Below are 21,544 nucleotides of genomic sequence, written 5' to 3'. Positions count from 1 at the left end.
TCTTACCCCTTGAGCTTCGCCTTCAGCAGGTCGCCCAAGGTACCCATCCCCTTCGGCGCTTCGGAGACGGTCTTTTTGTAGGCGTCCATGGTTTCGGCTTGCTCCTGCTCGGCGCGGCTCACCGAGGCAAGCGACAGCGAGATCCTTCTCTGCTCGCGGTCCACGCCTTCAACCTTCACCTCGACTTCCTGCCCTTCGGCAAGAACCTCGCGCGGGTGCTGAATCCTCTTGCCGGCGCCCAGCTTGGAGATGTGGATCAGTCCGTCGACGCCGCTTCCCAGGGTGACGAAGGCGCCGAACGGGGTGAGACGGGCTACCTTGCCGTTCTGGTAGGAGCCTTCCGGGAAGGCACTGGCCGCCTCTTCCCAAGGATCGGCCAGGGTGTCCTTGAGAGAGAAGGAGATGCGGTTCTTTTCCCAGTCGATCCCCTTCACCACCACTTCGACTTCCTGCCCGACGGTGAGCACGTCGCTTACGTGGTTCACCCGGGCCCAGGCCACCTCCGAAACCGGCAGCAGCCCCTCGACCGCCCCGATGGAGACGAAGGCGCCGAAGTCGCGCAGGGAGGTAACGGTGCCCTTGACGCGCTGCCCTACATTCAGGGTCTCTTTCAGCGCATCCTTTTGCTGCTGCATTTCCTCTTCCAGCAGCGCGCGGTGCGAGACGACTATATTGCGTCCGTTTTCGGCGTACTCGACGATCTTGAAGGAGAGCTGCTTCCCGATGAAGGAAGCCGTATCCTCCACCCTTCTCAGGGCGATCTGCGAGAACGGGCAGAAGGCGCGCGAACCGGCGACTTTGACTTCGAAGCCGCCCTTGACCTCTTTCTCTACGGTGCCCCCGACCGGAATGCCTGCTGCGTAAGCCTCTTCCAGTTGGGCGTTGCCGGCCGACTGGCCGCTTCCGGCACCGATCTTGGTGGTGAAGCGCATTTCGTTGTTGCGCGACGAGATGAACCAGGCGGTGACCTTGTCGCCGACCTTGACGCTCACGTTGCCTTCGGCATCGGTCAGTTCCTTTATGTCCAGGACCCCTTCGCCCTTGCGACCGGTATCAAGGAAGACCCAGTCTTTGGTGATCTTGAGGACAGTCGCCTCAACCTTGGAGCCCGGCTCGAGGCGCCCAGCATCCTTTTGGCTGCGCTCGAATAAGTCAGCAAAGCTTTCCTCTTCCGTCTCCATCTCATCCCTGTTTTCGTTATCCATTTAAGTGACCTCATCGACGTTTTTGTTGCGCTTTGGCAACCCGTGGAGCATACAGGTGACCCCGCACCCTTGTCAACCACGTTTGAGCAGACAGCGGTCCGGTTTTGGCATTATTTATCAGGGGTATTGCCGCACGTCTACGCAAATTTGCTCATGAAATTAAAGTTACTGCCGCGCCCCTCCGATAGGTCCTGTGATGCTTGAGGAAAACATCACTTTGCTATACCAGGAGGAACAGCATGGGCATCTTGGTCTGCTACGACGACTTCACTTACGATGTAGTCAACGATTTTCATTTTGACTACCTTGTTTCCACCGGGTCCATTGTCGGGTTTGATCGGTCAGGGCAATGGGTCAAGCAGGAGGAAACAATTCCAACGCCTCATCCTATCGAAGCTACCAAGGCTGAACACTCGGCCTAATCACATCACATACAGCAGGGGTAGCAGTTGCCAGGCCTCCAGTGAGGATATGCAGCTCTCCCCTTCTCCTGCCAACAGGATTTTACACTTGCCGCAGTGACTCTTGTGCAAGCGGCCGCACCGCTATGCCACCCGCTCCCCTTCCCGCCGCCCTGATCTAAGCATTGCTTTCGGACATCCCAGATTAAATTATGATAACATCTCCCGGTGCATGGCCATGAGAACCGTAGCAACGGAGGAGTTATGAACGTACCGGCGGCGCTAAAGCGGATCACAGATCAGGTATGGGAACTACCGGTGAGCTACAAGGAAGGGATGCTGGTACCCGCCCGAATCTTCGCCTCGGAAAAATTGGTCCGGGAGATGGATGCGGGCGTTTTCGAGCAGGTCAGCAACGTCGCCACGCTCCCCGGCATCCAGAGATACGCCTACTGCATGCCCGACGGCCACTGGGGCTACGGCTTTCCCATAGGGGGAGTCGCCGCCATGGATCCGGGAACCGGCGTCATTTCCCCTGGAGGGATAGGCTTCGACATAAACTGCGGCATGCGGCTGGTATTGACCAACCTGACCGCCGACCAGGTATTCCCCAAACTGCATCAACTGGTCGATCGCCTCTTCGCCAGGATACCCACCGGCGTCGGATGTCATGGTTTCGTGAAGCTGAAGCAGGACGATTTTCGTTCCATAGTGCAGCAGGGTTCGCGCTGGTGCCTGAAAAACGGTTTCGCTACCCAGGAAGATCTGGATATGACCGAGGAAGGGGGCTGCTTCTCCGGCGCCGACGCATCGCACATAAGCGACAAGGCGGTTGAGCGCGGCTACAACCAGCTCGGCACCCTAGGGTCCGGCAACCACTACTGCGAGATCCAGGTGGTAAAGCCCGAGAACATCATGGACGCGGAACTGGCCGCAGCGTTCGGGCTCACCACGGTACCCAACCAGGTGGTGATCATGTTCCATTGCGGCAGCAGGGGCTTTGGCCACCAGGTGGCAACGGACTACTTGAAATTGTTCCTCTCGGTCATGGGGCGCAAGTACGGCATCAAGATCGTCGATCGCGAACTCGCCTGCGCCCCATTCCATTCGCCTGAAGGGCAAGCCTACTTCAGCGCCATGAAGTGCGCCGTCAACATGGCCTTCGCCAACAGGCAAGTGATCCTGCATCGGATCAGGGAGGTCTTTTCCGACCTGTTCCACGCCTCGCCCGACGAACTCGGGCTGCGCATGGTGTACGACGTGGCGCACAACACGGCAAAGCTGGAACGGCACGAGGTAAACGGGACCCGGAAGGAACTCCTGGTACACCGCAAAGGATCGACCCGTGCCTTCGGCCCTGGCGCGGCAGGGTTACCCGGTTGCTACGCCAAGACCGGCCAGCCCGTCATCATAGGGGGTAGCATGGAGACCGGCTCCTACCTGCTCGCGGGGATGCAAAGCGGCGCGGACGCCTTCTTCACCACCGCCCACGGCAGCGGCAGGACCATGAGCAGGCATGAGGCGAAGAAAAATTTCAGGGGCGACAAGCTGCAGCGTGAAATGGAGGCGCGGGGGATCTACGTTCGCACCGACTCGTTCGGAGGGTTGGCGGAGGAGGCGGGGCCCGCCTACAAGAATATAGACGAGGTTGTGGAAGCCACCGAGCTGGCAGGTTTGAGCAAGAGGGTGGCGCGCCTGGTTCCCATCGGCAACATCAAGGGGTAGCCCCTGCAGCACCGGGGCCAGTAGGGGGAAAGATGCCGTATCAATACCGCGGTGACATAGCCCATGCCGACGTCGCTTTCGATGCCTGGGCTAAGACCCTGGAGGAACTCTTCCGGGATGCTGCACGGGCGACCGTGCAGGTGATGGCGGAAAATCTCGAGGGGATCAGGCGGTCGCAAACGGTGGAAGTGAAGCTGACCCAGGAAAACGAGGAGATGCTCCTTTTCGATTTCCTGAACGAACTGATCTTCTACAAGGACGCGAGGAGACTGCTCCTGCTCCCAGCGGAGCTGACCATTATGAGGGGAGAGAGCGGCGTCGAGTTGCGCGGCACGCTGCAGGGCGAGGAGATCGATCCGGCAAGGCATGAAATGAACACCGACGTTAAGGCAGTTACCATGCTGAGATACGCGGTGGAAAAAACCGACGAGGGTTGGCGTGCGACGGTGGTCTTGGATGTCTGAAATAAAAGGCTAGTCGATGGTGTAGGACGGGTCGACGATACGTTCGCTGCGGCATACCGGGCAGCGTCCGGGCTTTCCCAACCGCTCCCGTTTCCGAAAAGAAAAACCGCACTCCAGGCAGGCAGGAGGTGTCACCACTAGCCTGCTTCGGAGTGCGGTTCGTATGTGCCCCAGGTGCTCCAGCACCTCTTTCTCGCCAATCCCCACCTGCCCTGAAATCTCCCTGGCCGTCATGCTCTCGCCGGTCAAAAGCGAAACGATCTCGTGGCGCACCGTCTCGCGCCGGTCCGGAGGAACGCGCGGCTCCTTCGGCCTGCTCCTCATAGCCCAGTCAAGACCAGCTTGTTGACCACCTCGTTCACCCCCAGCACGTACCACACGTCCGACTCCGCCGCCCTCTTATTGTTCGGGGTCGGCACCGTCCCTTCGATTGTGACGACCCCGTCCCGGCTATGGACCGTTATCTGCGACGCGTTCACCAGCGGATCCTTCTCGAGCACGATCCGGATCAGGTCGACCAGCTCTTCATCCTGCTCTTCGGCGTTGGAGAAGAGGTCAATCCCGTTGACCACATCGCGGCTACCGGGAACCCACCAGCTAAGAACCCCCGCTAGGCGCTTGTGGGAGATGCTCTCGGCGACGCCGTTAAGCACCACTACGCCGTTATCAACCTCCACCTCGAAGTAGCGCTCCTCCTGAACCGACCGGACCGGCTCCATAGCCTGCTTAACCAGCGCTCTGACCGAGTACGACAGGAAGGCGGGCTCGCTGGTGAGGGCGTTGCAGACATGATCGCGAATAGCGCCGTCCTCCATCGGCTCCGAAGGTTCAACCCGCAGCCGGTCGACGATGCCGGAGACAGGGGAAGGCTTCGCGGCTATCGTGAGCGCGATCTTCTTGGCGGCAATACCACCGACTTCGCCTGAGATGGTGACCACGCCGTCAGCGAAGCTGAGTTCAATGGGATGGTTGTGCAGGTTCACCCTCGGCTCGCGCTCTAATGCGGCGCGGATGGTGCCGACGACCTCGTCTTCTCTTATCATGATGATCCCCCTTTCGTGTCTTAATTAGCAAACAGCGGCTCGCAATCTGCTGGTTTCACTGGTGTTGGGGTGGGAACAAAACACATTAACGAAGCCAAGGAGCAAACGAATTAGATTGTATCACGGGGCAAGGAGTTGTCGAACGGGAGGGGAAACGCGGTAAAAGGGGGGGACGGGGCGGCTGGCGCCCCGATTTTCCATCACATGATACGGTTGAGAAAGGACTGAATTCTTTCGTGCTCCATCTGGTTGCTGAAGAAGTCTTCGGGGGTTCCCTGGGCGACGAAGGATCCCTTCTCCATGAAGATGACCCGGTCCGCCATCTCCTTGGCGAACCCCATCTGATGGGTGACGATGATCATGGTCATCCCCTCCTTGCCCAACGACCGGATGGTGTCGAACACCTCGCCGATCAGCTCGGGGTCGAGGGCGGAAGTGGGCTCGTCGAAAAGCATCAGCTTTGGCCGCATGGCCAGCGCCCGAGCTATGGCGACGCGCTGCTTCTGCCCACCCGACAGGGTCGCCGGGTAGACGTCGCGCTTGTCGGAAAGCCCCACCTTAGCCAACATGTCCAGCGCAATCTCGCGGGCAGCTTCGGGGGACTTCTTCTGCACGGTGAGCGGCCCCTCCATCACGTTGCCGAGCACGGTCATGTGCGGAAAGAGGTTGAAGTGCTGGAACACCATGCCGATCTCGGAGCGAAGCTCGCAGATCTTCGCGGGAGCGTCCAGATGGCGCCGGCCGTGCTTGCTCTTCACGTAGCCGATCTCGTTCCCTTCGAAGGTTATGGTCCCTTCCTCGATCTCCTCCAGGAAGTTCACCGAGCGCAAAAGCGTCGACTTTCCCGATCCGGATGGCCCTATGATGACCACGATTTCCCCCGGGCAGACGTCGAGGTCGACGCCGTTTACCGCGGTCAGCGCGCCGAAGCGCTTGGTGATCCCTTTGAGGCTTAGAAGCGGTTGGTTAGCGGTTTTCATAGATGCCGGCCCTGATCTCGATCTTCTCGAATATGAAGGTGAAGATGGTGGTGAAGAGGAGGTAGATGAACGCGGCCAGAATCAGCGCCGTCACGTTGAAATAGGCGTTGAACATCTGGTCGGCGGAACGCATCAGTTCGACCATGGCGATGGTGGAGACCAGCGCGGTGTCCTTGATGAGCGCTATGAACTCGTTGCCTATGGGAGGCATCAACCGCTTGTAGGTCTGTGGGATGACCACCCGGCGCATCGCCTGCCAGTAGCTCATGCCGATCGCCTTGGCGGCTTCCATCTGCCCGTGCTCTATGCTCTGAATGCCGCCGCGGATGATCTCGCCCAGGTAAGCGGAGTAATTGAGGCCCAGCCCCAGGATGGCGGCGGTGAAGGGTTTGAAGGTGATGCCCAGAGACGGAAGGCCGTAGTAGATGAAGAAGAGCTGCAGCAGAAGCGGAGTGCCTCGGAAGAGCCAGATGAAGAGCCAGCAGAGTCCGGAGACAGGCTTAAAGGTGCTGATGCGCCCTAAAGCTATCAGCAGGCCGCCCAAGGGGGAGATCACGATGATGCAGACCACCAGGGTGATGGTCATCACCGCCCCCTTCAAGAGCTGCGGCAGGAAGCGGAGACAATCCTCCATGAAGACTACGTAGCGCGGCTTCTGTTCCTTTTTGACCGATGCGATGAAGTTGAGCGCCTCGCTGTTGTCGGGGTAGAGGGCAAGGACCTCGTTCGCGCTGGCGCTGGCGGCATTCATGTCCTTGAGGGCGAACTGAAGCCTCGCTATCTGCATCCGGCTCCTGACGAAGGCGCCGCTGTCGTCGCCCTGGTCCGGCTTGACCTTCTGCAGGATGGCGATGGCGGCAGGGAGATCTCCGCTTCCCATCGCGTCGTTGGCGTCGCTGAATATCTGGTCGTAGTCCGTGGCGTAGCAGGTCTGGACCAGGAGGAGGAACAAGCATGAAAAAAGCAGGATCGTTTTCTTCGAGATCCTGCCGGGGAAAAGTCTCATCGGCACACCTGAATTATTGGCTGTAACGGTTCCCCTCCCCGTTGCCCGGGGAGGGGATAGTTCTGTCTATTTCCACTTCTTCGGGTTGGTGATGTCCTCGCCGAACCATTTCTTGGAGATCTTCGCCATGGTCCCGTCCTTCACCATCTTGTCCAGGGTCTTCTGCACCGCCTCGCGCAGCTCTACGTCATCCTTGCGGAATGCGACGCCGAAAGGCTCCTTGGTGATGTTGCCGGGGATGATCTGGAACTTGCCGGGGCGCTTGGCGATGAAGTCGCGGCCGGTGGCGTCGTCGATGACTACCGTGTCAAGACGCTTGGATTCGAGGTCGAGCAGAGCCTTGGGGTTGTCCTCGTACTCGCGCACTTCGGCGGGTGCTGCCGGGAGTTTCTTGACCGCTTCCACGGCGGAGGAGCCTTTCTGGACCCCTACCTTGGCCCCTTTCAGGTCCGCAAGCTTCTTGAACTTCTTCTCCCCGAAGCGAACCACCGCCACCTGCCCGTCCATCTTGTAAGGCTTGGTGAAGGCAACTTCCTTCTTGCGCTCGTCGGTGATGGTCATACCGTTCCAGATGCAATCGAACTTCTTGGAGTTGAGCGCGTGCATGACGCCGTCCCAGGCGGTCGGCTGCCACTTGATCTTGATCCCCAGGCGCTTGCCTACTTCTTCCGCGGCGTCGATGTCGAAGCCTACGAGTTCGCCTTTATCGTTGCGGTAACCCATGGGGGGGAAGGCATCGTCCAGACCGATGGTAAGGGTGCCTTCTTTCTTAACCCTTTTGAACGACCCGTCCGCGGCAAAAGCCGAAACGGCCAGCGTGAGTACCAGCAAGGAGGAGAGGATTGCCAAGATCTTTTTCACGTTTACGCTCCTTTTCTTTCCTGTTTTATTGGGGTGCGGCTTAGAAAATTTTGATGTAGGCAAACAGGGGTTTGGACCGGCGGATTATTACAGAATATGGGAAAACCGTCAAGCAGGTATTGGTGATGCGGTCAGACCGCCTGACAGGATGTTGCACTGTCACAAATGCCGCCAAAGAACGAGAAGATACAGTATGTGCCCGGTACCGTATACCATGTTGCCCCCATTTTGCCAAAACAGTATAATGCCGGTAGTCGAATTGTTATCAGCTGAGAGGATGTGACGAGGCTTTAGCAAATGTGCAAGAAGATATTCATAGCGGCGACCGGGCAGCACTGCGGCAAGACCACCATCAGCCTGTCCTTGCTGCACCTGGCCAAGAAGAAGTACGCCCGCGTCGGATTTATAAAGCCCATAGGGCCCAAGGTTTTCATGCTGGACGGGGTCGAGATGGACATGGACGCTGCGCTGATCGCCTCTGTCTACGGGATGGAAGCTGACCGTGCGCTGATGTCCCCCGTGGTGCTCGGCAAGGGATACACCAAAAGGTACCTCTCCGGCGAGATCAACCCCGAGGCGCCGCTGGAAAGCATCAAGAAGGCGTGCCGCGAGCTTGAGGCCAAAAACGATTTCCTGATCATCGAAGGTTCAGGTCACGGCGGGGTCGGCTCCGTGGTCGGCGTCAACAACGCACAGGTCGCCCGCACCCTGGATGCACCGGTCATCATGGTGGCAAGCGGCGGGATAGGATGCGTCATCGACTCGGTGCAGTTGAACCTTTCGCTGTTCCAGCAGCAGGGAGCGGACGTCAAACTGGTCCTGGTGAACAAGCTCCTGCCGAACAAGCGTGAGGAAACGCTGGGCTTTCTGCGCAGTTTCTTCGAGAGCCGGCAACAGCAGGTAGCCGGAGCGTTCGACTACTCCCGCACCCTGGCGAACCCGACCCTGCTCGACCTTTCCAAGCTGCTGAAGCTGCCCCTTCAAGGGGACCAGCAGGGAAAGAACCGCATCATCCACAACATCCAGTTAGGCGCAGCATCCTCCCAGCGTGTCATCGACACCTTGCAGGATTCGACGCTTCTCATCACCACCAGTTCCCGCGACGAATTGATAGTTACCACATCGGCACTCTACAATATCCCCGCCTACCGGCAGAAGCTGGCCGGCCTGGTGATCCCCGGCATCGCCCCCATCTCCGCCATCAGCCAAAAGATTCTGGACGACAGCCATATCCCCTACATCAGGACGCTGCAGAACACCGCCGAGGTCTTCATAACCCTCTCCGAGCACGTCTCCAAGATGACCGCTGACGACGATGAGAAGATCAACCTGATCAAGGCGACCGCCGAAAGCGTCTTCGACTTCGACGCCATCGACGCCATGAGCCGTTAACAAAAAAAGCCGGCGGAGGGTTCAATCCCCCCGCCGGCTTCCCGCTTCAATCCTGCCGCAAACCTTCTTCGCTACTCCCGCATGTCAGCTAAAGCGTCATAGATGCCATAGGGGGTCGATTCCACCACCTGAACCGTCTTCCCCAACTCCCGCTCCAGGTCGTCCACCGTCAGGTCGTCGAGAAATACCCCCTCCCCCTCCTTAAGCATGACGTCGGGGACCAGCACCAGATCTCCCAGTTCTACGCCCTTAAGCGCGGAAATGATGTCCCTGCCGCAGACGAGTCCGGTCACAGTGACCGACGGGCCGAACAGCCTGTTTTTCACCGCCACCGCAACGACGGAGGCGCCGGTCGCTGTCGAGAGCTGCGCCAGAAATCCCGCCAGGTAGTTGTAGGGCGACTCGCCGCTGACCACCGTGACACGCGCGCCCGGCACCGGTTCGGCGTCCTCCAGCACCTGCTCTGCCTCCGACAGAAAGAGAGGGATCATTCCTACGCCGTTTTCCAACTGTGGCAGATCGCCGTAGCTCTCCAAGGATGGGAAGGGAATCTCCCCCTTGATATAAAACTCGTCGGCGAGAAACAGAAATGGCTCTCCGAGCCTCTCTTCAAGAAGCCGCGCCTTGCCGCTCCATTCCTCGATGAAGGAGGCTGCGAACTCTCTGGTCAACGGGGCAAGCGGCGGAAGATGCTTCCGGTGCTCGGTGAGCCCCACCGGAACCACCGCCAGCGAGGCTACCGCCGGATACATCGACGCCAGATCCTCGACGGTACGGGCAAATGCCTCCCCATCGTTCCATCCTGGGCAGAGCACCACCTGGGTATGCATGGTTATCCGCGCCTCGGCCAGTTCCTTCATGACGTCGAGTATGGGGAGGATGCCGCTTTTGCCCAGCAACTCCTCCCTTAATTTAGGCTCGGTGGCGTGAACCGAGATGTAGAGCGGCGACAGGCGCTGCTCCTTGATCCGGTCCAGCTCGGCACGGCCGATGTTGGCCAGCGTCACGTAATTTCCGTAGAGAAAGGAGAGCCGGTAATCCTCGTCCTTGACGTAGAGCGGGCCGCGCAGCCCCTTGGGGAGCTGGTGTACGAAGCAGAAGACGCAGTTGTTGCCACAGCGCGCCGGAAGAGGAGCCTCGAAGGAGAGGCCCAGCGGTTCACCTTCCTCCCGCTCCACCTCCAGTTCCCAAAGCTCGCCGTCCCCCTTTTCGAGTTCGAGATCGAGCAGGTCGTCCGCCGAATAGTAGTTGTAATCAATGACGTCGCGCAGCGGGTGCCCGTTCACCGATATGAGCCGATCTCCCGGCTCGATCTCAAGTTCATCGGCGATGCTTCCCGGCATCACCCTGTCGACAATAAGGCCTGACATCCACTTCCTCCTCTTCGCGTCCCTTTGGCAAGCGCCCTGCTATACCGGCTGCGTAAGAATCCGATTGCGACAGCGCTGTGGCGTCGGGCACTCTTCCAGACACAAGCAGCAATCATATGAGGAGAAGGAGGATTTTGGCAATAGATAAAAAAGGCAGCCGGCTCTTTGGAGCCGGCTGAGGATGGAGAGGTTTCCCGCTAACCCATGGCTGCTTTGGAAAGTATTTTATCCGTAGCGGACTGGATATAGCGATGAAGTTGGCTGAATAATTACTGATGTAGACGGAACACGCCATCTACTGAGGTGATGCTGCAGATAGCATGTTTATAAATGAGGATATCGCCGTGAACTTCCATAAGAACGGAAAAATTGTCGAAGGATTTGATGTGCCCTTCAAGCTTCTCACCGGACATTAATTGCACCAAAACCTTTACGCGTTCCTTACGAGACTGATTCAGATATTGGTCCTGGATGTTAAAAGGCGTTTTCGGCATGATTCCGCTCCCTTACGCAAGAAATTCAATCACATGTCCAAGGATAGTAGCAAAACTTCCGGGATATTCAAGCCAATAAATATCATTTTCCTTGCCGAACCATGTCATCTGCCGTTTGGCGTAGCGCCTCGTGTCTCTTTTTATGAGGGTAACTGCTTCATCCAGCGTCATTTCCCCTGCCAGATAAGCGGTTATTTCCTTATAGCCGATTGAGCGCAAAGCTTTCAACTCATGCCCGTACCCCGCAGCCAGCAGCAAGCGAACCTCTTCGACCAGCCCATCCTCGAGCATTTTCTCAACCCTGAGGTCTATGCGGCGGTACAGTTCCTGCCGCTCCACCCGGATCGCCATTTTGAGCACTTGGTAGTGAACATCGGAGAAGGCATGTTCCGAGCGGAAAGCCGAAACCGGGCGCCCGGTCTGCGTGTACACCTCCAGCGCCCTTATCAGGCGAACCCTGTCGTTTGGGTGCAGGCGCGCCGCAGTCTCCGGGTCGACCAGCGACAGACGCCTCAGCAGTTCCTCGCCCGGCACGTCATCGAACTGCCGGCGCAATTCCGGGTCACCTGTGGGAGAGTCCACCAAGCCGTATAGCAGCGCGCGAATGTACAGCCCGGTCCCGCCGACGACAATGGCCCTTTTCCCTCTGCGCTCGATGTCGGCGATGGCTGCGGTGGCCTCGCGCCTGAAATCCGAGGCGGTGAAATCCTCATTCGGATCGAGAATATCGATCAGGTGGTGGGGGACGCGGGCCAGGTCTGCAGCGGAGGGCTTCGCCGTCCCGATATCGAGCCTGCGATAGACCTGCATCGAGTCCGCATTGACGATTTCTCCGCCGATCTCTTCCGCCAGCTTCACCGCGAGGTCGCTCTTGCCGGAACCGGTGGGGCCTCCAAGGACGATGACCTTGATCTTTTTTTCCTTATCCTGCAACAGGTGCCTCACTTCTGCGTAACGGTCGACACCGCTAGATTCTCTTGAACATCTTCTCTACTTCGGCGAGCGTGAGGGTCTGCATCACCGGCCTGCCGTGAGGGCAGTTACTGGAGAAATCGGTCTCATCCATCTGCTTGAAGAGTGCCGTTATCTCCACTTGGCTCAGGGTGCGCTTCCCACGAACCACGCTGTGGCAGGCGATGCGAGCGAGCAGGTCCTCCTGGATATCGCTGAAGGCGCGGCTGCGGCTGAGGCTTCCCAGCTCCTCGAGTATGTCGCGAATCGTGTCCACATACCGCGTCGCCGACAGCACCTGCGGGACTCCCTTCAACAGCCAGGTATTCCCCCCGAACTCTTCGAACTCGAACCCCAGGCGGGCAAGCTCCGCCAGGTGTTCCCGCAATACGGCCGACTCGCGGAAGGAGAATTCCATGGTCTCCGGAAAGAGAAGCCCCTGGCTGTCCACCTCCCTCCCGGCGAACTGCCCTTTCAGCTTTTCGAACGCGACCCGCTCGTGCGCTGCGTGCTGGTCGATGAGAACGAGGTCGGTCCCTCTTTGACAGAGGATATAGGAGGCGTTGAATTGCCCTATGACGCCGAGCGAAGAGAAGTATCCCGCTGCAGCGGGGTCCGGTTCAGGCGCCGCCGTCTCGGGTTCACGGACCGGCACCGGCGCAGCCATGGGGGCATAGGGCAACGCCTCCTTGGACGTCACAGATCCCTGATACTGCGGTCGAAGCGAAGGCTGCGGCCTCGGCTGAAAATCCACCAGGAGCTCCCTTACCTCTGCCACCCGCGCTTCGCTGATCGACGACTGCTGCGGTTGAGCCTGCGGTGCGGGAACCGGTTTTTCAGACGTCAGCGCCGGCCGGGGCTGCGGCGTCACGGGCAGCGGAGCTTGCGACCCCTCCAGGACTGCTCGCGCCGCTGCCGCGTCCTTCTCCGTCGGCCGGGATACTGCTGCGACTGCAGGGCGCTTTAGCCACGGCGTTTCCTTGAGCACCGACTCCACCGCGTTCTGGATGGCGTCGTGCACCCGCCCCTGCTCTCGGAAACGAACCTCATGCTTGGTCGGATGCACGTTCACATCGACTTCGCCCGGTGCTATCTCGATAAAAACGGCGACGACAGGGTAACGTCCGCGCTCCAGGAAGTTGCGGTACGCCTGGAGGATGGCGTGCTGCACCACCTTGTCCTTGATGAAACGTCCGTTTATGTAGGTGTAGAGATGGCTCCCGGCACTGCGGCTGCACTCCGGCGCCGCAACCAATCCGCTCACCTTGAGCCCCCCCTCCTGGTAGGAAACGGGGTACAAAAAGGAGGCGATGGAACGCCCCAGCATAGTAGCGACCCGCTCCTTCAGGTCCGCATCCAGCGCACGGAACACCACCTTGCCGTCGTTTTTATAAGTGAAGCGGACCTCCGGCCTGGAGATGGCGAGGCGGGTCAGCAACTCCCCGACGTGCCCCCCCTCCGTCTCGGCGCTCTTCATGAATTTAAGCCGCGCCGGCGTGTTGAAGAAAAGATTCCGCACCGAGATCACAGTCCCGACCGCCATGCCGCATTCCTTCACTTCCTTGATCCGTCCCCCTTCGGCGTAAATCTCCGTCCCCTCGACCGAGTCGCTGGTCCGGGTAGAGATGGTGAGGCGGGAAACCGAGGCGACAGATGGCAGCGCCTCGCCTCGGAAGCCGAGAGTGCAGAGGGAGAAGAGATCTTCGTCTGTCGCGATCTTGCTGGTTGCGTGACGTTCCAGGGCGAGCAAGGCGTCGTCCCGGGACATGCCGCAACCGGTATCGGAGACCTTGATGAGCCGCCTGCCACCCGACTCTATCTCGACCACGACTTCCTTGGAACCTGCGTCGAGTGCATTCTCCACCAGTTCCTTCGCGACGGAGGCCGGACGCTCCACCACCTCTCCAGCGGCGATCTTGTTGGTTAAATTCTCAGGGAGTATGCGAATCTTCGTTGCCAAGCCATTCCTCTCACAAGCGTTGTAGGGTGAGCCAAGATACCTTAACCGGCGCCTGTTTGTAAATCCAAGATTGGGCTTTCTCTCACACGTCACGCTCATGGGGCCATTGCAGCCATAACAAAGAATGCTATAACGAAAAGATGAAAAAATTTTCATCTTTAAGGGTGCTGACATTGACTGCGGGGATACTATTTGCTGCCGTCTGTTACGCAGACGCAGCCTCCTCACCGTTCGTGCATCCCCCCTCTGCCTACCTTATCCAAGTCAACGGACACACCTACAAGGAAAGAAACGCACACATTCGCCGCCCTCCTGCAAGTCTCACCAAAATCATGACAGCACTGATCGTGATGGAGAGGTGCAAACTTGATGAAGTGGTAGTTGTGAGTCGGGGCGCCGCCAGGGAAACAGGGAGCAGAATTGGCCTTAGGCGAGGCGAAAGGCTGACTGTGCGGGATTTGCTTGCTGCCACGCTCATGGCCTCAGCCAACGACGCCTGCCGCGCACTTGCCGATCATGCCTGTGGCAATCAAAGGGATTTCGTGGTACAGATGAACGCCCGGGCCCGGGCCCTGCAATTGCAAAACACGCGCTTCACCAACGCCTGCGGCCACGACAACGCCGGACTCTATACCACCGCCCACGATCTGGCACTCCTGACCGAGAAGGCGATGCAAAAGCCATACTTTGCAGAACTAGTCGCCAGGAAAGAGATGCGCATCCGCACACTGAACAGCAAGCGCTCCTACTACCTCAGGAACAAGAACCGCCTGATAGGGCGCTATCCAGGTGCAATTGGCGTAAAGACAGGCACGACTCCCAACGCCGGGCAGTGTCTGGTTGCAATAGCCGAGCGTGAAGAGCGCAAAGTGCTGCTGGTTATCATGCACGCCAGAAATCGGTGGCGGGTAGCACCAGCTATGCTCGACGCGGCATTTGCTGCTGATTCCGCAGATATCGAGGAAAATCCAGGCAACACCATGAAGGCAACGGTAGGAGATTAGATGAAGCATTACCGAAAGGGACTCTGGTTCCAGATAAAGTCCAGGCGCGGCTTCGTAAACATCACCGGTGACATTCAGGAAGCACTGCGGGAAAGCGGGATAAAGGAAGGGCTCCTGCTCTGCAACGCCATGCACATTACAGCCAGTGTCTTCATAAACGACGACGAGTCGGGGCTGCACCAGGATTTAGAGCAATGGTTGGAAGGGCTGGCGCCGGAGAAGCCTCACTCGCGCTACCGGCACAACAGCGGTGAAGACAACGGCGATGCGCATCTCAAGAGGACAATCATGGGGCGGGAGGTTGTTGTTGCAGTCACAGGCGGAAAACTCGACCTGGGGCCCTGGGAGCAGGTGTTTTACGGGGAATTCGACGGAATGCGCAGGAAGCGGGTTTTGATCAAGATCATCGGGGAGTGAATCGGTTAGTCGCCGTTAAATTTTGCCACCAGTACGGTTATGTCGTCAGGCTGCGGGTCAGGCTGCCTAGTGAGAGCAATGAGCCGATCCACAGTCTCCAGCGCGCCCTCCTCACTTCTAATCTGCCCGGCAAGTATCTCATGGGTCAACTCGAGCTGCGGGTTGGCGTCGATGAGCCCATCGCTGTAAAGAACAAACACATCCCCCTTTTCAAACTGTACCTTCCCTTCCTGGTAAACTTCCCCCCCCTGCACCCCCAGGGGAAGCCCTCTCGGCGAGAGAGTCTCCACCGCGCCAGTGGCTCTCCTGACAAAGACATAGCCATGACCGCAATCGACGAAGGAAAGGGTGCGTGTAACGGAGTCGAGCTGGGCATGGAAAAGGGTGACAAAGCTCTCGGAATTCTCCAGATCCTCGTTGAGCGCCTTTTCCGCCAGGTGCACCGCCGGCGCGGGTGTGTTGTACAGCGTAACGGCATGAAGTGCCGCTCTAACGGTCGCCATGAGCATGGCCGCCGCCATCCCCTTGCCCATCACATCACCAAGAGTCAGATTGAAAACGGTGGGGGTCACCTGCTGCCAATCGTAGAAATCCCCTCCCACCTGCTTCGCAGGCAGACACCTCGCGCTTACATCAAAACCGGGGATATTTGGATAACTGCGCGGCAATAGTTTTGCCTGGATTTCCGCGGCGTAAACCAGTTCCAATTGCAGTTGGTAGCGTCGCAGTTCACTCTCCCTGAGATCTGCCTCAGCTTTCTTGCGCTGGCTGATATCCCTGAAGATCGAGATGTTGCCGGTCACCACGCCGTGCCGGTCCAGCCTTTTCATCGCGTAAAGTTCGCCGATGAAAACTTCCCCGCCTTTCCTGCGGAAGTTCAGCTCTATGAGTTTTCCATCCACCGGTCCCTCCACGTCGAATACTTCTTTTCCGGTGCTGTGGAAGTCATCCTCATTCGCGTAGAGGATGATGCTGCTTTCTCCCACCACCTCGTCGGAGCTGTAGCCAAACGTGTCAATGAGTGCCGGTTGATTGACATGCAGGATCGTCCGGTTGTGGTCAGCCACCACGATGACGTCCCTGATGCTGTTGAAGAGGTTGCGGTAGTCCTCCGCCCGCTTCTCTATCTCAGCATATGCTACCTCCAGCGCCTTCTCGGTTTGGCGTTGCTTCGCGCGCTCCGTTGCCTCAGTTAGCGCCCTTTGTACCGCTGGCCCCAGTCTGGACAACCTGCTTTTGAGCACGTAGTCGGTGGCGCCGCTTTTAAGGGACTCAATCGCCGCCTCTTCACCAAGCTTGCCTGAGACAAAGACGAAAGGCAGATCAGGAAGCTTGGCCCGGACCATCGCCAAGGCGCTCATCCCGTCAAAGGCAGGGAGCGCAAAGTCGGCAAGAATGAGGTCCATTCCACCCCGCTGCAAAGCTTTGTCGAACTCATCCCGCCTCGACACCACCTGGACCTCACAATCGAGCCCCTCTGCGGTAAGAGCCATCAAGACGAGTTCGGCATCCATCGGATCGTCCTCTAGATGCAGTATGCGCAATCGCTGCGTCATCTGATCCCACCTCTGTGCTGAACCGGAGGCGGCTCGTTCACTATGGCCCAGAATGCGCCTATCTCCTTTACAGCTGTAATGAATTCGTTGAAATTTACCGGTTTGACCACATAAGCGTTGACACCAAGTCGGTAGCTTTCCACTACATCCTTCTCTTCACGCGAGGAGGTTAGAACCACCACGGGAATGCACCGTAATTTTTCATCCGCCTTGATAACGCTCAGTACCTCGAGCCCGTCCACCTTAGGCAGCTTGAGATCGAGCAGGATGACAGCAAGGTTCCCAGCTTCGCTGTCTGCATATTTTCCCTTTTGCTGAAGGTAATCGAGCGCTTCGGCCCCGTCACGGACAATATCCACCTCGTTCGCTAAATTGTGCTCGGCCAAAGCCTCCATCGTGAGCTCCGCATCGTTAGCATTATCTTCAACAAGGAGGATACGTTTTAGTTTGAACGTACCCAGCCTCTCCTTAGTCTCCGCAGCCATGAGTACCTCCAAGACACTCCTTCCAGCTGAACACGCAGCTACTGAAAGACGTTATGATTTTACCATGTCTTCCAATCCTTACACGCAACTGCTGATACTGAACAGGACGAACCTGTCCCATTAAGTACCCCAAACGGCGGGCGCAAGATAGTTCAAGTGGTTTATCTGCGAGGAAAAGATCTATGGAGGGAGTGAATGACCAGGGGGCCGGTCCCCTGAAGAGAGGGAAGAAGAACCGGCCGGTTCAAGGTAGACAGTGTGAGTCCGTCACTGATGACGCTCTGAGGCAAACAACCCGCGGGAACCCGGTACTCCTATAGGTATGAACGCAACGCGATCTCCGGGATGAACAAGGTGATCGAGAGTGTAGATCTTGTGGTTGATGAATACTCCATCCACCTTTTCAGGCGGCAAGTCCAGCCGCTGTGCTATGCTGATAGCGGTACACCCTGACTCGGGCACGTCCATTTCGACCTCTGTCGGCTGGCCACGTTCTTTCCTGATACCGTGGAGGGCTCCGAACATGCGGACTGTAGCACTTGCTTGACCTGCCATAACAACCTCCTTTAATTTAGGGACTCCGGCTGGAGTAGGTTGTTATGAGCCAGAGCGCTTGGTGGCTCAGCCGCGGTTAAGGTAGGCTGAGTATACGTTCCCGATAATACCCCTCTGGCATTTGATGTCAATGAGGGAAGTCAAACAGCAGCAGCAAGAAAAATATGTGTTATATCTTTTTGTCACAAGCAAATTTGATAGAAAGGAGTAACAATGAAAACGATACTCGCACTGGCACTCATCTTAACATCTGCCACCTTGCTGCAGGCAGCACAAGAAGTGCCGCCCTCAGGAACCAAACTTGGCAGTGTTACAGGAGGGGTATTCAAGGATGCTCACCTGGTGATCGACAACAAATGCGTTTCCTGCCATTCGGCACAGCGGATTGAGCAAGCCTTGGCGGCCGGCAAGGACATGCAGAGCATCCAGCATCGCATGGAACAAAAAGGCGTCAAGCTTACTGCCGACGAACAGACTGTGCTGGGAATTTTTTGGAAAGATAGCCCTTTGCGAAAGAAGAAGTGAGTTGAAGCAGCCGGACGTGCCGGTAGGATGAGAGTTACTGTGCCAGACTTACCTCCACCGGCACGCCTTTTTTTTCCAGCATGGCACGCACCAACTTCGAAAAATCTGTTTTTGCCAGCAGCCCCTCATCATAGAGTCGCTTCAGCGCCTGGCCTACAGTCGGTTCATTTTCCCGGCAGCGATGTACTTCGATCAGGACCTTACCGTCACGTACACAGATCTTAAACGGCTGGTACACCACTACGACACTCATACCAATGTGCGCCAGTTCGAATAGGGTTGCTATGTCTTCAGGATAGAGGCGAAGGCAACCGTGGCTTGACCTGCGGCCAATCCCCCACGGTCTATTAGTGCCGTGAATGAGGATATTTGCCCGGGAGAGGCGTAGCGCATGTGTGCCCAGTGGGTTGCTGGGCCCCGGCGGCACGATTGACGGCAATCCTGGTACCTCATGTCGTATTGAGTCTGGAACATGCCAGGAGGGACTGGTTATTTTTTGGATAACTGTGTAAGTGCCCAAGGGGGTTTCAGCACCTTCGTCCCCAATGCCTAGCGGGAAGGTAAAAACGGCGCCAAATTTTCCCTGTGGGAAAAGATACAGGCGGTACTCCGCTAAATTGACAACTATGTCAGGATCACTCTGGACACGCGGCACAATCCATTCAGTCGGAATGGTGACAATAGTTCCCGGTTTGGGAACGAACGGGTCGATGCCAAGATTGGCGTTGATGATCGAGTAGTAGCCGACATCAAATCGTCGCGCTACTTCTACCAGGGACTCGTCTTTGCCAATGATGTACTGCTGGATGGCGCCAATGATGCCCTCCGCCTTCTGGAATGTGGCAGCGGAGGCCAAGGAAGGTAATGCCGCAGCTATTAGAAAGAGGATTATAGATAAAGGTATTGATGCGAAACCGAGAGAAGGAGTGAAACCATGACGCGATGGAGAGGTGGCCATGGCAATAGAGTTACTTCTTCTGGTTCAGTTCAAAGATCTTCTGGGCCCGCTGCGCAGACTGTTCGGCCGCAGCAGCGGCAGCTTCAGCCCTTTGTGCGCTCGCCGATGCCGTGGCAGTCGCTTCATCCAGCATCGCTTTATTTGCCAGTTGGGCTTGGCTCACCTGGGTTTCTAAAGCAGCTACGCGGGCCTCAAGTGAATCAGCTTTGCTCTGAAGAGAAGCATTTTGATTTTCGAGGACGTCGACTCTGCAACTGATGGGGTCGAGATGCTTCTGCACAAAGCTCTTTGAGGCGCAGCCCGTTGAAAGAAGCAAAATAGAAACAACTCCGAGAGAGTAGATCTTCACTTTACACCTCCCTTGTCAAATTATTATACAAACCTAATTTTAACGATGAGGGTTTGAATTTGCAATGCAAGGGAGGTGAAACACGAAATTAATCTATGACTAAATACGAGCCCAGGCGCGAAAAAGCCCCGTCAGGATATTCTGACAGGGCTTTTTTATTAAATTCCCTGCGGCGACCTACTCTCCCACACCGTTACCAGTGCAGTACCATCGGCCCAGAGAGGCTTAACTTCCGTGTTCGGGATGGGAACGGGTGTGACCCTCTCGGCATAGCCACAGAGAAACTCTTAGCTCGAACCTTTACGGCTCTAGCAATATATTTCTCCACAATTGCATCTTCGTGATTTGTAGGTTTTGGTTGCTAGCAGTTTATGATCGGGGGGTGGGAGTCCCACCCCCCTCTCTAAGAATTTTTTATGGTCAAGCCTCACGGCCGATTAGTACCGGTCAGCTGAATGCATTACTGCACTTACACACCCGGCCTATCAACGTTGTGGTCTACAACGGGCCTTTAGGGGATTGCTCCCAGGGATACCTAATCTTGAAGGAGGCTTCCCGCTTAGATGCTTTCAGCGGTTATCCTTTCCGTACATAGCTACCCAGCGACTGCTCCTGGCGGAACAACTGGAACACCAGAGGTACGTTCAACCCGGTCCTCTCGTACTAAGGTCAACTCTTCTCAAGTATCCTACGCCCACAGAAGATAGGGACCAAACTGTCTCACGACGTTTTAAACCCAGCTCGCGTACCGCTTTAATTGGCGAACAGCCAAACCCTTGGGACCTACTTCAGCCCCAGGATGCGATGAGCCGACATCGAGGTGCCAAACCTCCCCGTCGATGTGAACTCTTGGGGGAGATCAGCCTGTTATCCCCGGCGTACCTTTTATCCGTTGAGCGACGGCCCTTCCATACAGAACCGCCGGATCACTAAGACCTACTTTCGTACCTGCTCGACTTGTTGGTCTCGCAGTCAAGCTCCCTTATGCCTTTACACTCTACGGCTGGTTTCCAATCAGCCTGAGGGAACCTTCGCGCGCCTCCGTTACTCTTTGGGAGGCGACCGCCCCAGTCAAACTACCCATCAGACAGTGTCCCCGATCCGGATGACGGACCTGGGTTAGACATCCAAACAAACCAGGGTGGTATTTCAAGGATGACTCCACCGAGACTAGCGTCCCAGCTTCAAAGTCTCCCACCTATCCTACACAAGCTTATTCGAATGTCACTGTCAAACTGTAGTAAAGGTGCACGGGGTCTTTCCGTCTTTCTGCGGGTACTCGGCATCTTCACCGAGAATTCAATTTCGCTGAGCCACTGGTTGAGACAGCGCGGAAATCGTTACGCCATTCGTGCAGGTCGGAACTTACCCGACAAGGAATTTCGCTACCTTAGGACCGTTATAGTTACGGCCGCCGTTTACCGGGGCTTCGGTTCAAAGCTTCACCTTGCGGCTAACAAATCCCCTTAACCTTCCGGCACCGGGCAGGCGTCAGACCCTATACGTCGTCTTGCGACTTTGCAGAGTCCTATGTTTTTAGTAAACAGTCGCTACCGCCATTTCTCTGCGACCCTCCCAAGCTAAGAGAGCAAGTCTCTTCACCCAAAAGGGCATACCTTCTCCCGAAGTTACGGTATCATTTTGCCGAGTTCCTTAACCAGTGTTCTCTCAAGCACCTTAGGACATTTATCCTCACCCACCTGAGTCGGTTTACGGTACGGTCACCTGCTGTCTGAAGCTTAGAGGCTTTTCTTGGAAGCATGGGATCAACGACTTTATGGGGATACCCCCTCGTCATCAGCTCTCAGCGTTGAATGGAGAAAGGGATTTGCCTCCTTCTCCC

The 21,544-nt window shown here is 57.0% G+C and carries 21 protein-coding genes and 2 rRNA genes (1 of these 23 only partly in view); 7 read left to right on the top strand and 16 right to left on the bottom strand.

Translation table 11 applies throughout. The annotated features are described in order from the left end of the window. Window positions 1-2 precede the first annotated feature (2 nt). Window positions 3-1,205: a 30S ribosomal protein S1 gene (gene rpsA, locus GBEM_RS04975; protein ID WP_012529425.1), complete on the bottom strand. Its 1,203-nt coding sequence runs from the start codon at window positions 1,203-1,205 to the stop codon at window positions 3-5. Window positions 1,206-1,444: 239 nt separating this feature from the next. On the opposite strand from rpsA, the gene GBEM_RS04970 reads away from it, so the two are divergent. From GBEM_RS04970 to GBEM_RS04960, 3 genes are all read left to right on the top strand, one after another. Beyond that, window positions 1,445-1,627, top strand: a complete 183-nt coding sequence (locus tag GBEM_RS04970) for a GSU3473 family protein (protein WP_012529424.1) — start codon at window positions 1,445-1,447, stop codon at window positions 1,625-1,627. Between the two features lie 243 nt (window positions 1,628-1,870). After that, complete coding sequence (locus GBEM_RS04965) at window positions 1,871-3,331, top strand: RtcB family protein (protein WP_012529423.1); 1,461 nt, start codon at window positions 1,871-1,873, stop codon at window positions 3,329-3,331. Between the two features lie 32 nt (window positions 3,332-3,363). Beyond that, complete coding sequence (locus GBEM_RS04960; RefSeq protein ID WP_012529422.1) at window positions 3,364-3,795, top strand: archease; 432 nt, start codon at window positions 3,364-3,366, stop codon at window positions 3,793-3,795. Between the two features lie 9 nt (window positions 3,796-3,804). Here GBEM_RS04960 and GBEM_RS04955 read toward each other — a convergent pair whose 3' ends face one another. From GBEM_RS04955 to GBEM_RS04935, 5 genes are all read right to left on the bottom strand, one after another. Next, complete coding sequence (locus tag GBEM_RS04955) at window positions 3,805-4,119, bottom strand: transcriptional regulator (RefSeq protein WP_012529421.1); 315 nt, start codon at window positions 4,117-4,119, stop codon at window positions 3,805-3,807. Then, window positions 4,116-4,838, bottom strand: coding sequence for a BON domain-containing protein (locus tag GBEM_RS04950; protein ID WP_012529420.1), 723 nt, complete (start codon window positions 4,836-4,838; stop codon window positions 4,116-4,118). The genes GBEM_RS04955 and GBEM_RS04950 overlap by 4 nt, the downstream gene beginning before the upstream one ends. Window positions 4,839-5,038: 200 nt before the next feature. Continuing rightward, complete coding sequence (locus GBEM_RS04945) at window positions 5,039-5,818, bottom strand: amino acid ABC transporter ATP-binding protein (protein ID WP_012529419.1); 780 nt, start codon at window positions 5,816-5,818, stop codon at window positions 5,039-5,041. Beyond that, window positions 5,805-6,824 carry an ABC transporter permease subunit gene (locus tag GBEM_RS04940; protein WP_012529418.1) on the bottom strand — a complete coding sequence of 340 codons (1,020 nt, stop codon included), beginning with the start codon at window positions 6,822-6,824 and terminating at the stop codon, window positions 5,805-5,807. The genes GBEM_RS04945 and GBEM_RS04940 overlap by 14 nt, the downstream gene beginning before the upstream one ends. A gap of 66 nt (window positions 6,825-6,890) precedes the next feature. Then, window positions 6,891-7,685, bottom strand: a complete 795-nt coding sequence (locus GBEM_RS04935) for an amino acid ABC transporter substrate-binding protein (RefSeq protein ID WP_012529417.1) — start codon at window positions 7,683-7,685, stop codon at window positions 6,891-6,893. 297 nt (window positions 7,686-7,982) lie between these two features. On the opposite strand from GBEM_RS04935, the gene GBEM_RS04930 reads away from it, so the two are divergent. After that, the gene (locus tag GBEM_RS04930; RefSeq protein ID WP_012529416.1) at window positions 7,983-9,077 is read left to right on the top strand and encodes an AAA family ATPase; all 1,095 of its coding nucleotides are present in this window, start codon (window positions 7,983-7,985) and stop codon (window positions 9,075-9,077) included. A 71-nt stretch (window positions 9,078-9,148) separates the two neighbouring features. On the opposite strand, the gene GBEM_RS04925 is transcribed toward GBEM_RS04930, so the two are convergent. From GBEM_RS04925 to mutL, 4 genes are all read right to left on the bottom strand, one after another. Continuing rightward, the gene (locus GBEM_RS04925) at window positions 9,149-10,447 is read right to left on the bottom strand and encodes a DUF512 domain-containing protein (RefSeq protein ID WP_012529415.1); all 1,299 of its coding nucleotides are present in this window, start codon (window positions 10,445-10,447) and stop codon (window positions 9,149-9,151) included. A gap of 269 nt (window positions 10,448-10,716) precedes the next feature. After that, complete coding sequence (gene hfq / locus GBEM_RS04920; RefSeq protein ID WP_012529414.1) at window positions 10,717-10,941, bottom strand: RNA chaperone Hfq; 225 nt, start codon at window positions 10,939-10,941, stop codon at window positions 10,717-10,719. A gap of 12 nt (window positions 10,942-10,953) precedes the next feature. After that, the gene (miaA, locus tag GBEM_RS04915; protein ID WP_012529413.1) at window positions 10,954-11,874 is read right to left on the bottom strand and encodes a tRNA (adenosine(37)-N6)-dimethylallyltransferase MiaA; all 921 of its coding nucleotides are present in this window, start codon (window positions 11,872-11,874) and stop codon (window positions 10,954-10,956) included. Between the two features lie 34 nt (window positions 11,875-11,908). After that, window positions 11,909-13,852, bottom strand: a complete 1,944-nt coding sequence (mutL, locus tag GBEM_RS04910) for a DNA mismatch repair endonuclease MutL (RefSeq protein WP_012529412.1) — start codon at window positions 13,850-13,852, stop codon at window positions 11,909-11,911. Between the two features lie 140 nt (window positions 13,853-13,992). Between mutL and GBEM_RS04905 the strand changes: the two genes are divergently transcribed. Then, on the top strand, window positions 13,993-14,856 hold the full coding sequence (locus GBEM_RS04905; RefSeq protein WP_012529411.1) for a D-alanyl-D-alanine carboxypeptidase family protein: 864 nt from the start codon (window positions 13,993-13,995) through the stop codon (window positions 14,854-14,856). After that, complete coding sequence (locus tag GBEM_RS04900; RefSeq protein ID WP_012529410.1) at window positions 14,857-15,273, top strand: secondary thiamine-phosphate synthase enzyme YjbQ; 417 nt, start codon at window positions 14,857-14,859, stop codon at window positions 15,271-15,273. It begins immediately after the preceding gene. Window positions 15,274-15,278: 5 nt separating this feature from the next. Here GBEM_RS04900 and GBEM_RS04895 read toward each other — a convergent pair whose 3' ends face one another. Continuing rightward, window positions 15,279-16,829 (bottom strand): SpoIIE family protein phosphatase, encoded by a 1,551-nt coding sequence (locus GBEM_RS04895; RefSeq protein WP_012529409.1) that lies wholly within the window; start codon window positions 16,827-16,829, stop codon window positions 15,279-15,281. Beyond that, window positions 16,826-17,314: a response regulator gene (locus GBEM_RS04890; protein ID WP_012529408.1), complete on the bottom strand. Its 489-nt coding sequence runs from the start codon at window positions 17,312-17,314 to the stop codon at window positions 16,826-16,828. Before GBEM_RS04890 ends, GBEM_RS04895 begins: the two co-directional genes overlap by 4 nt. A gap of 768 nt (window positions 17,315-18,082) precedes the next feature. On the opposite strand from GBEM_RS04890, the gene GBEM_RS04880 reads away from it, so the two are divergent. After that, window positions 18,083-18,394 (top strand): hypothetical protein, encoded by a 312-nt coding sequence (locus tag GBEM_RS04880; protein ID WP_012529406.1) that lies wholly within the window; start codon window positions 18,083-18,085, stop codon window positions 18,392-18,394. Between the two features lie 34 nt (window positions 18,395-18,428). Here GBEM_RS04880 and GBEM_RS04875 read toward each other — a convergent pair whose 3' ends face one another. The 4 genes from GBEM_RS04875 to GBEM_RS04860 form a co-directional block, all read right to left on the bottom strand. After that, a complete protein-coding gene (locus GBEM_RS04875; protein WP_012529405.1) occupies window positions 18,429-19,352 on the bottom strand; it encodes a L,D-transpeptidase family protein in 924 nt (307 codons plus the stop codon). A 10-nt stretch (window positions 19,353-19,362) separates the two neighbouring features. Beyond that, window positions 19,363-19,701: a hypothetical protein gene (locus GBEM_RS04870; RefSeq protein ID WP_012529404.1), complete on the bottom strand. Its 339-nt coding sequence runs from the start codon at window positions 19,699-19,701 to the stop codon at window positions 19,363-19,365. 164 nt (window positions 19,702-19,865) lie between these two features. Next, window positions 19,866-19,982: ribosomal RNA gene (gene rrf, locus GBEM_RS04865) — 5S ribosomal RNA — on the bottom strand. A gap of 135 nt (window positions 19,983-20,117) precedes the next feature. Then, window positions 20,118-21,544, bottom strand: a 23S ribosomal RNA gene (locus tag GBEM_RS04860); it runs 1,531 nt beyond the window's last position.

This window comes from Citrifermentans bemidjiense Bem, from assembly GCF_000020725.1.
GTDB lineage: Bacteria > Desulfobacterota > Desulfuromonadia > Geobacterales > Geobacteraceae > Geomonas > Geomonas bemidjiensis.
The sequence above is the reverse complement of the archived record's forward strand: the minus strand, read 5'-3'. Positions and strand labels throughout refer to the sequence as shown.

Bases quoted from the DNA above. Each gene is read 5' to 3' on its own strand.
- rpsA (WP_012529425.1), bottom strand. From the start codon at position 1,205: ATGGATAACGAAAACAGGGATGAGATGGAGACGGAAGAGGAAAGCTTT.
- GBEM_RS04970 (WP_012529424.1), top strand. From the start codon at position 1,445: ATGGGCATCTTGGTCTGCTACGACGACTTCACTTACGATGTAGTCAAC.
- GBEM_RS04965 (WP_012529423.1), top strand. From the start codon at position 1,871: ATGAACGTACCGGCGGCGCTAAAGCGGATCACAGATCAGGTATGGGAA.
- GBEM_RS04960 (WP_012529422.1), top strand. From the start codon at position 3,364: ATGCCGTATCAATACCGCGGTGACATAGCCCATGCCGACGTCGCTTTC.
- GBEM_RS04955 (WP_012529421.1), bottom strand. From the start codon at position 4,119: ATGAGGAGCAGGCCGAAGGAGCCGCGCGTTCCTCCGGACCGGCGCGAG.
- GBEM_RS04950 (WP_012529420.1), bottom strand. From the start codon at position 4,838: ATGATAAGAGAAGACGAGGTCGTCGGCACCATCCGCGCCGCATTAGAG.
- GBEM_RS04945 (WP_012529419.1), bottom strand. From the start codon at position 5,818: ATGAAAACCGCTAACCAACCGCTTCTAAGCCTCAAAGGGATCACCAAG.
- GBEM_RS04940 (WP_012529418.1), bottom strand. From the start codon at position 6,824: ATGAGACTTTTCCCCGGCAGGATCTCGAAGAAAACGATCCTGCTTTTT.
- GBEM_RS04930 (WP_012529416.1), top strand. From the start codon at position 7,983: ATGTGCAAGAAGATATTCATAGCGGCGACCGGGCAGCACTGCGGCAAG.
- GBEM_RS04925 (WP_012529415.1), bottom strand. From the start codon at position 10,447: ATGTCAGGCCTTATTGTCGACAGGGTGATGCCGGGAAGCATCGCCGAT.
- hfq (WP_012529414.1), bottom strand. From the start codon at position 10,941: ATGCCGAAAACGCCTTTTAACATCCAGGACCAATATCTGAATCAGTCT.
- GBEM_RS04905 (WP_012529411.1), top strand. From the start codon at position 13,993: ATGAAAAAATTTTCATCTTTAAGGGTGCTGACATTGACTGCGGGGATA.
- GBEM_RS04900 (WP_012529410.1), top strand. From the start codon at position 14,857: ATGAAGCATTACCGAAAGGGACTCTGGTTCCAGATAAAGTCCAGGCGC.
- GBEM_RS04895 (WP_012529409.1), bottom strand. From the start codon at position 16,829: ATGACGCAGCGATTGCGCATACTGCATCTAGAGGACGATCCGATGGAT.
- GBEM_RS04890 (WP_012529408.1), bottom strand. From the start codon at position 17,314: ATGGCTGCGGAGACTAAGGAGAGGCTGGGTACGTTCAAACTAAAACGT.
- GBEM_RS04880 (WP_012529406.1), top strand. From the start codon at position 18,083: ATGAAAACGATACTCGCACTGGCACTCATCTTAACATCTGCCACCTTG.
- GBEM_RS04875 (WP_012529405.1), bottom strand. From the start codon at position 19,352: ATGGCCACCTCTCCATCGCGTCATGGTTTCACTCCTTCTCTCGGTTTC.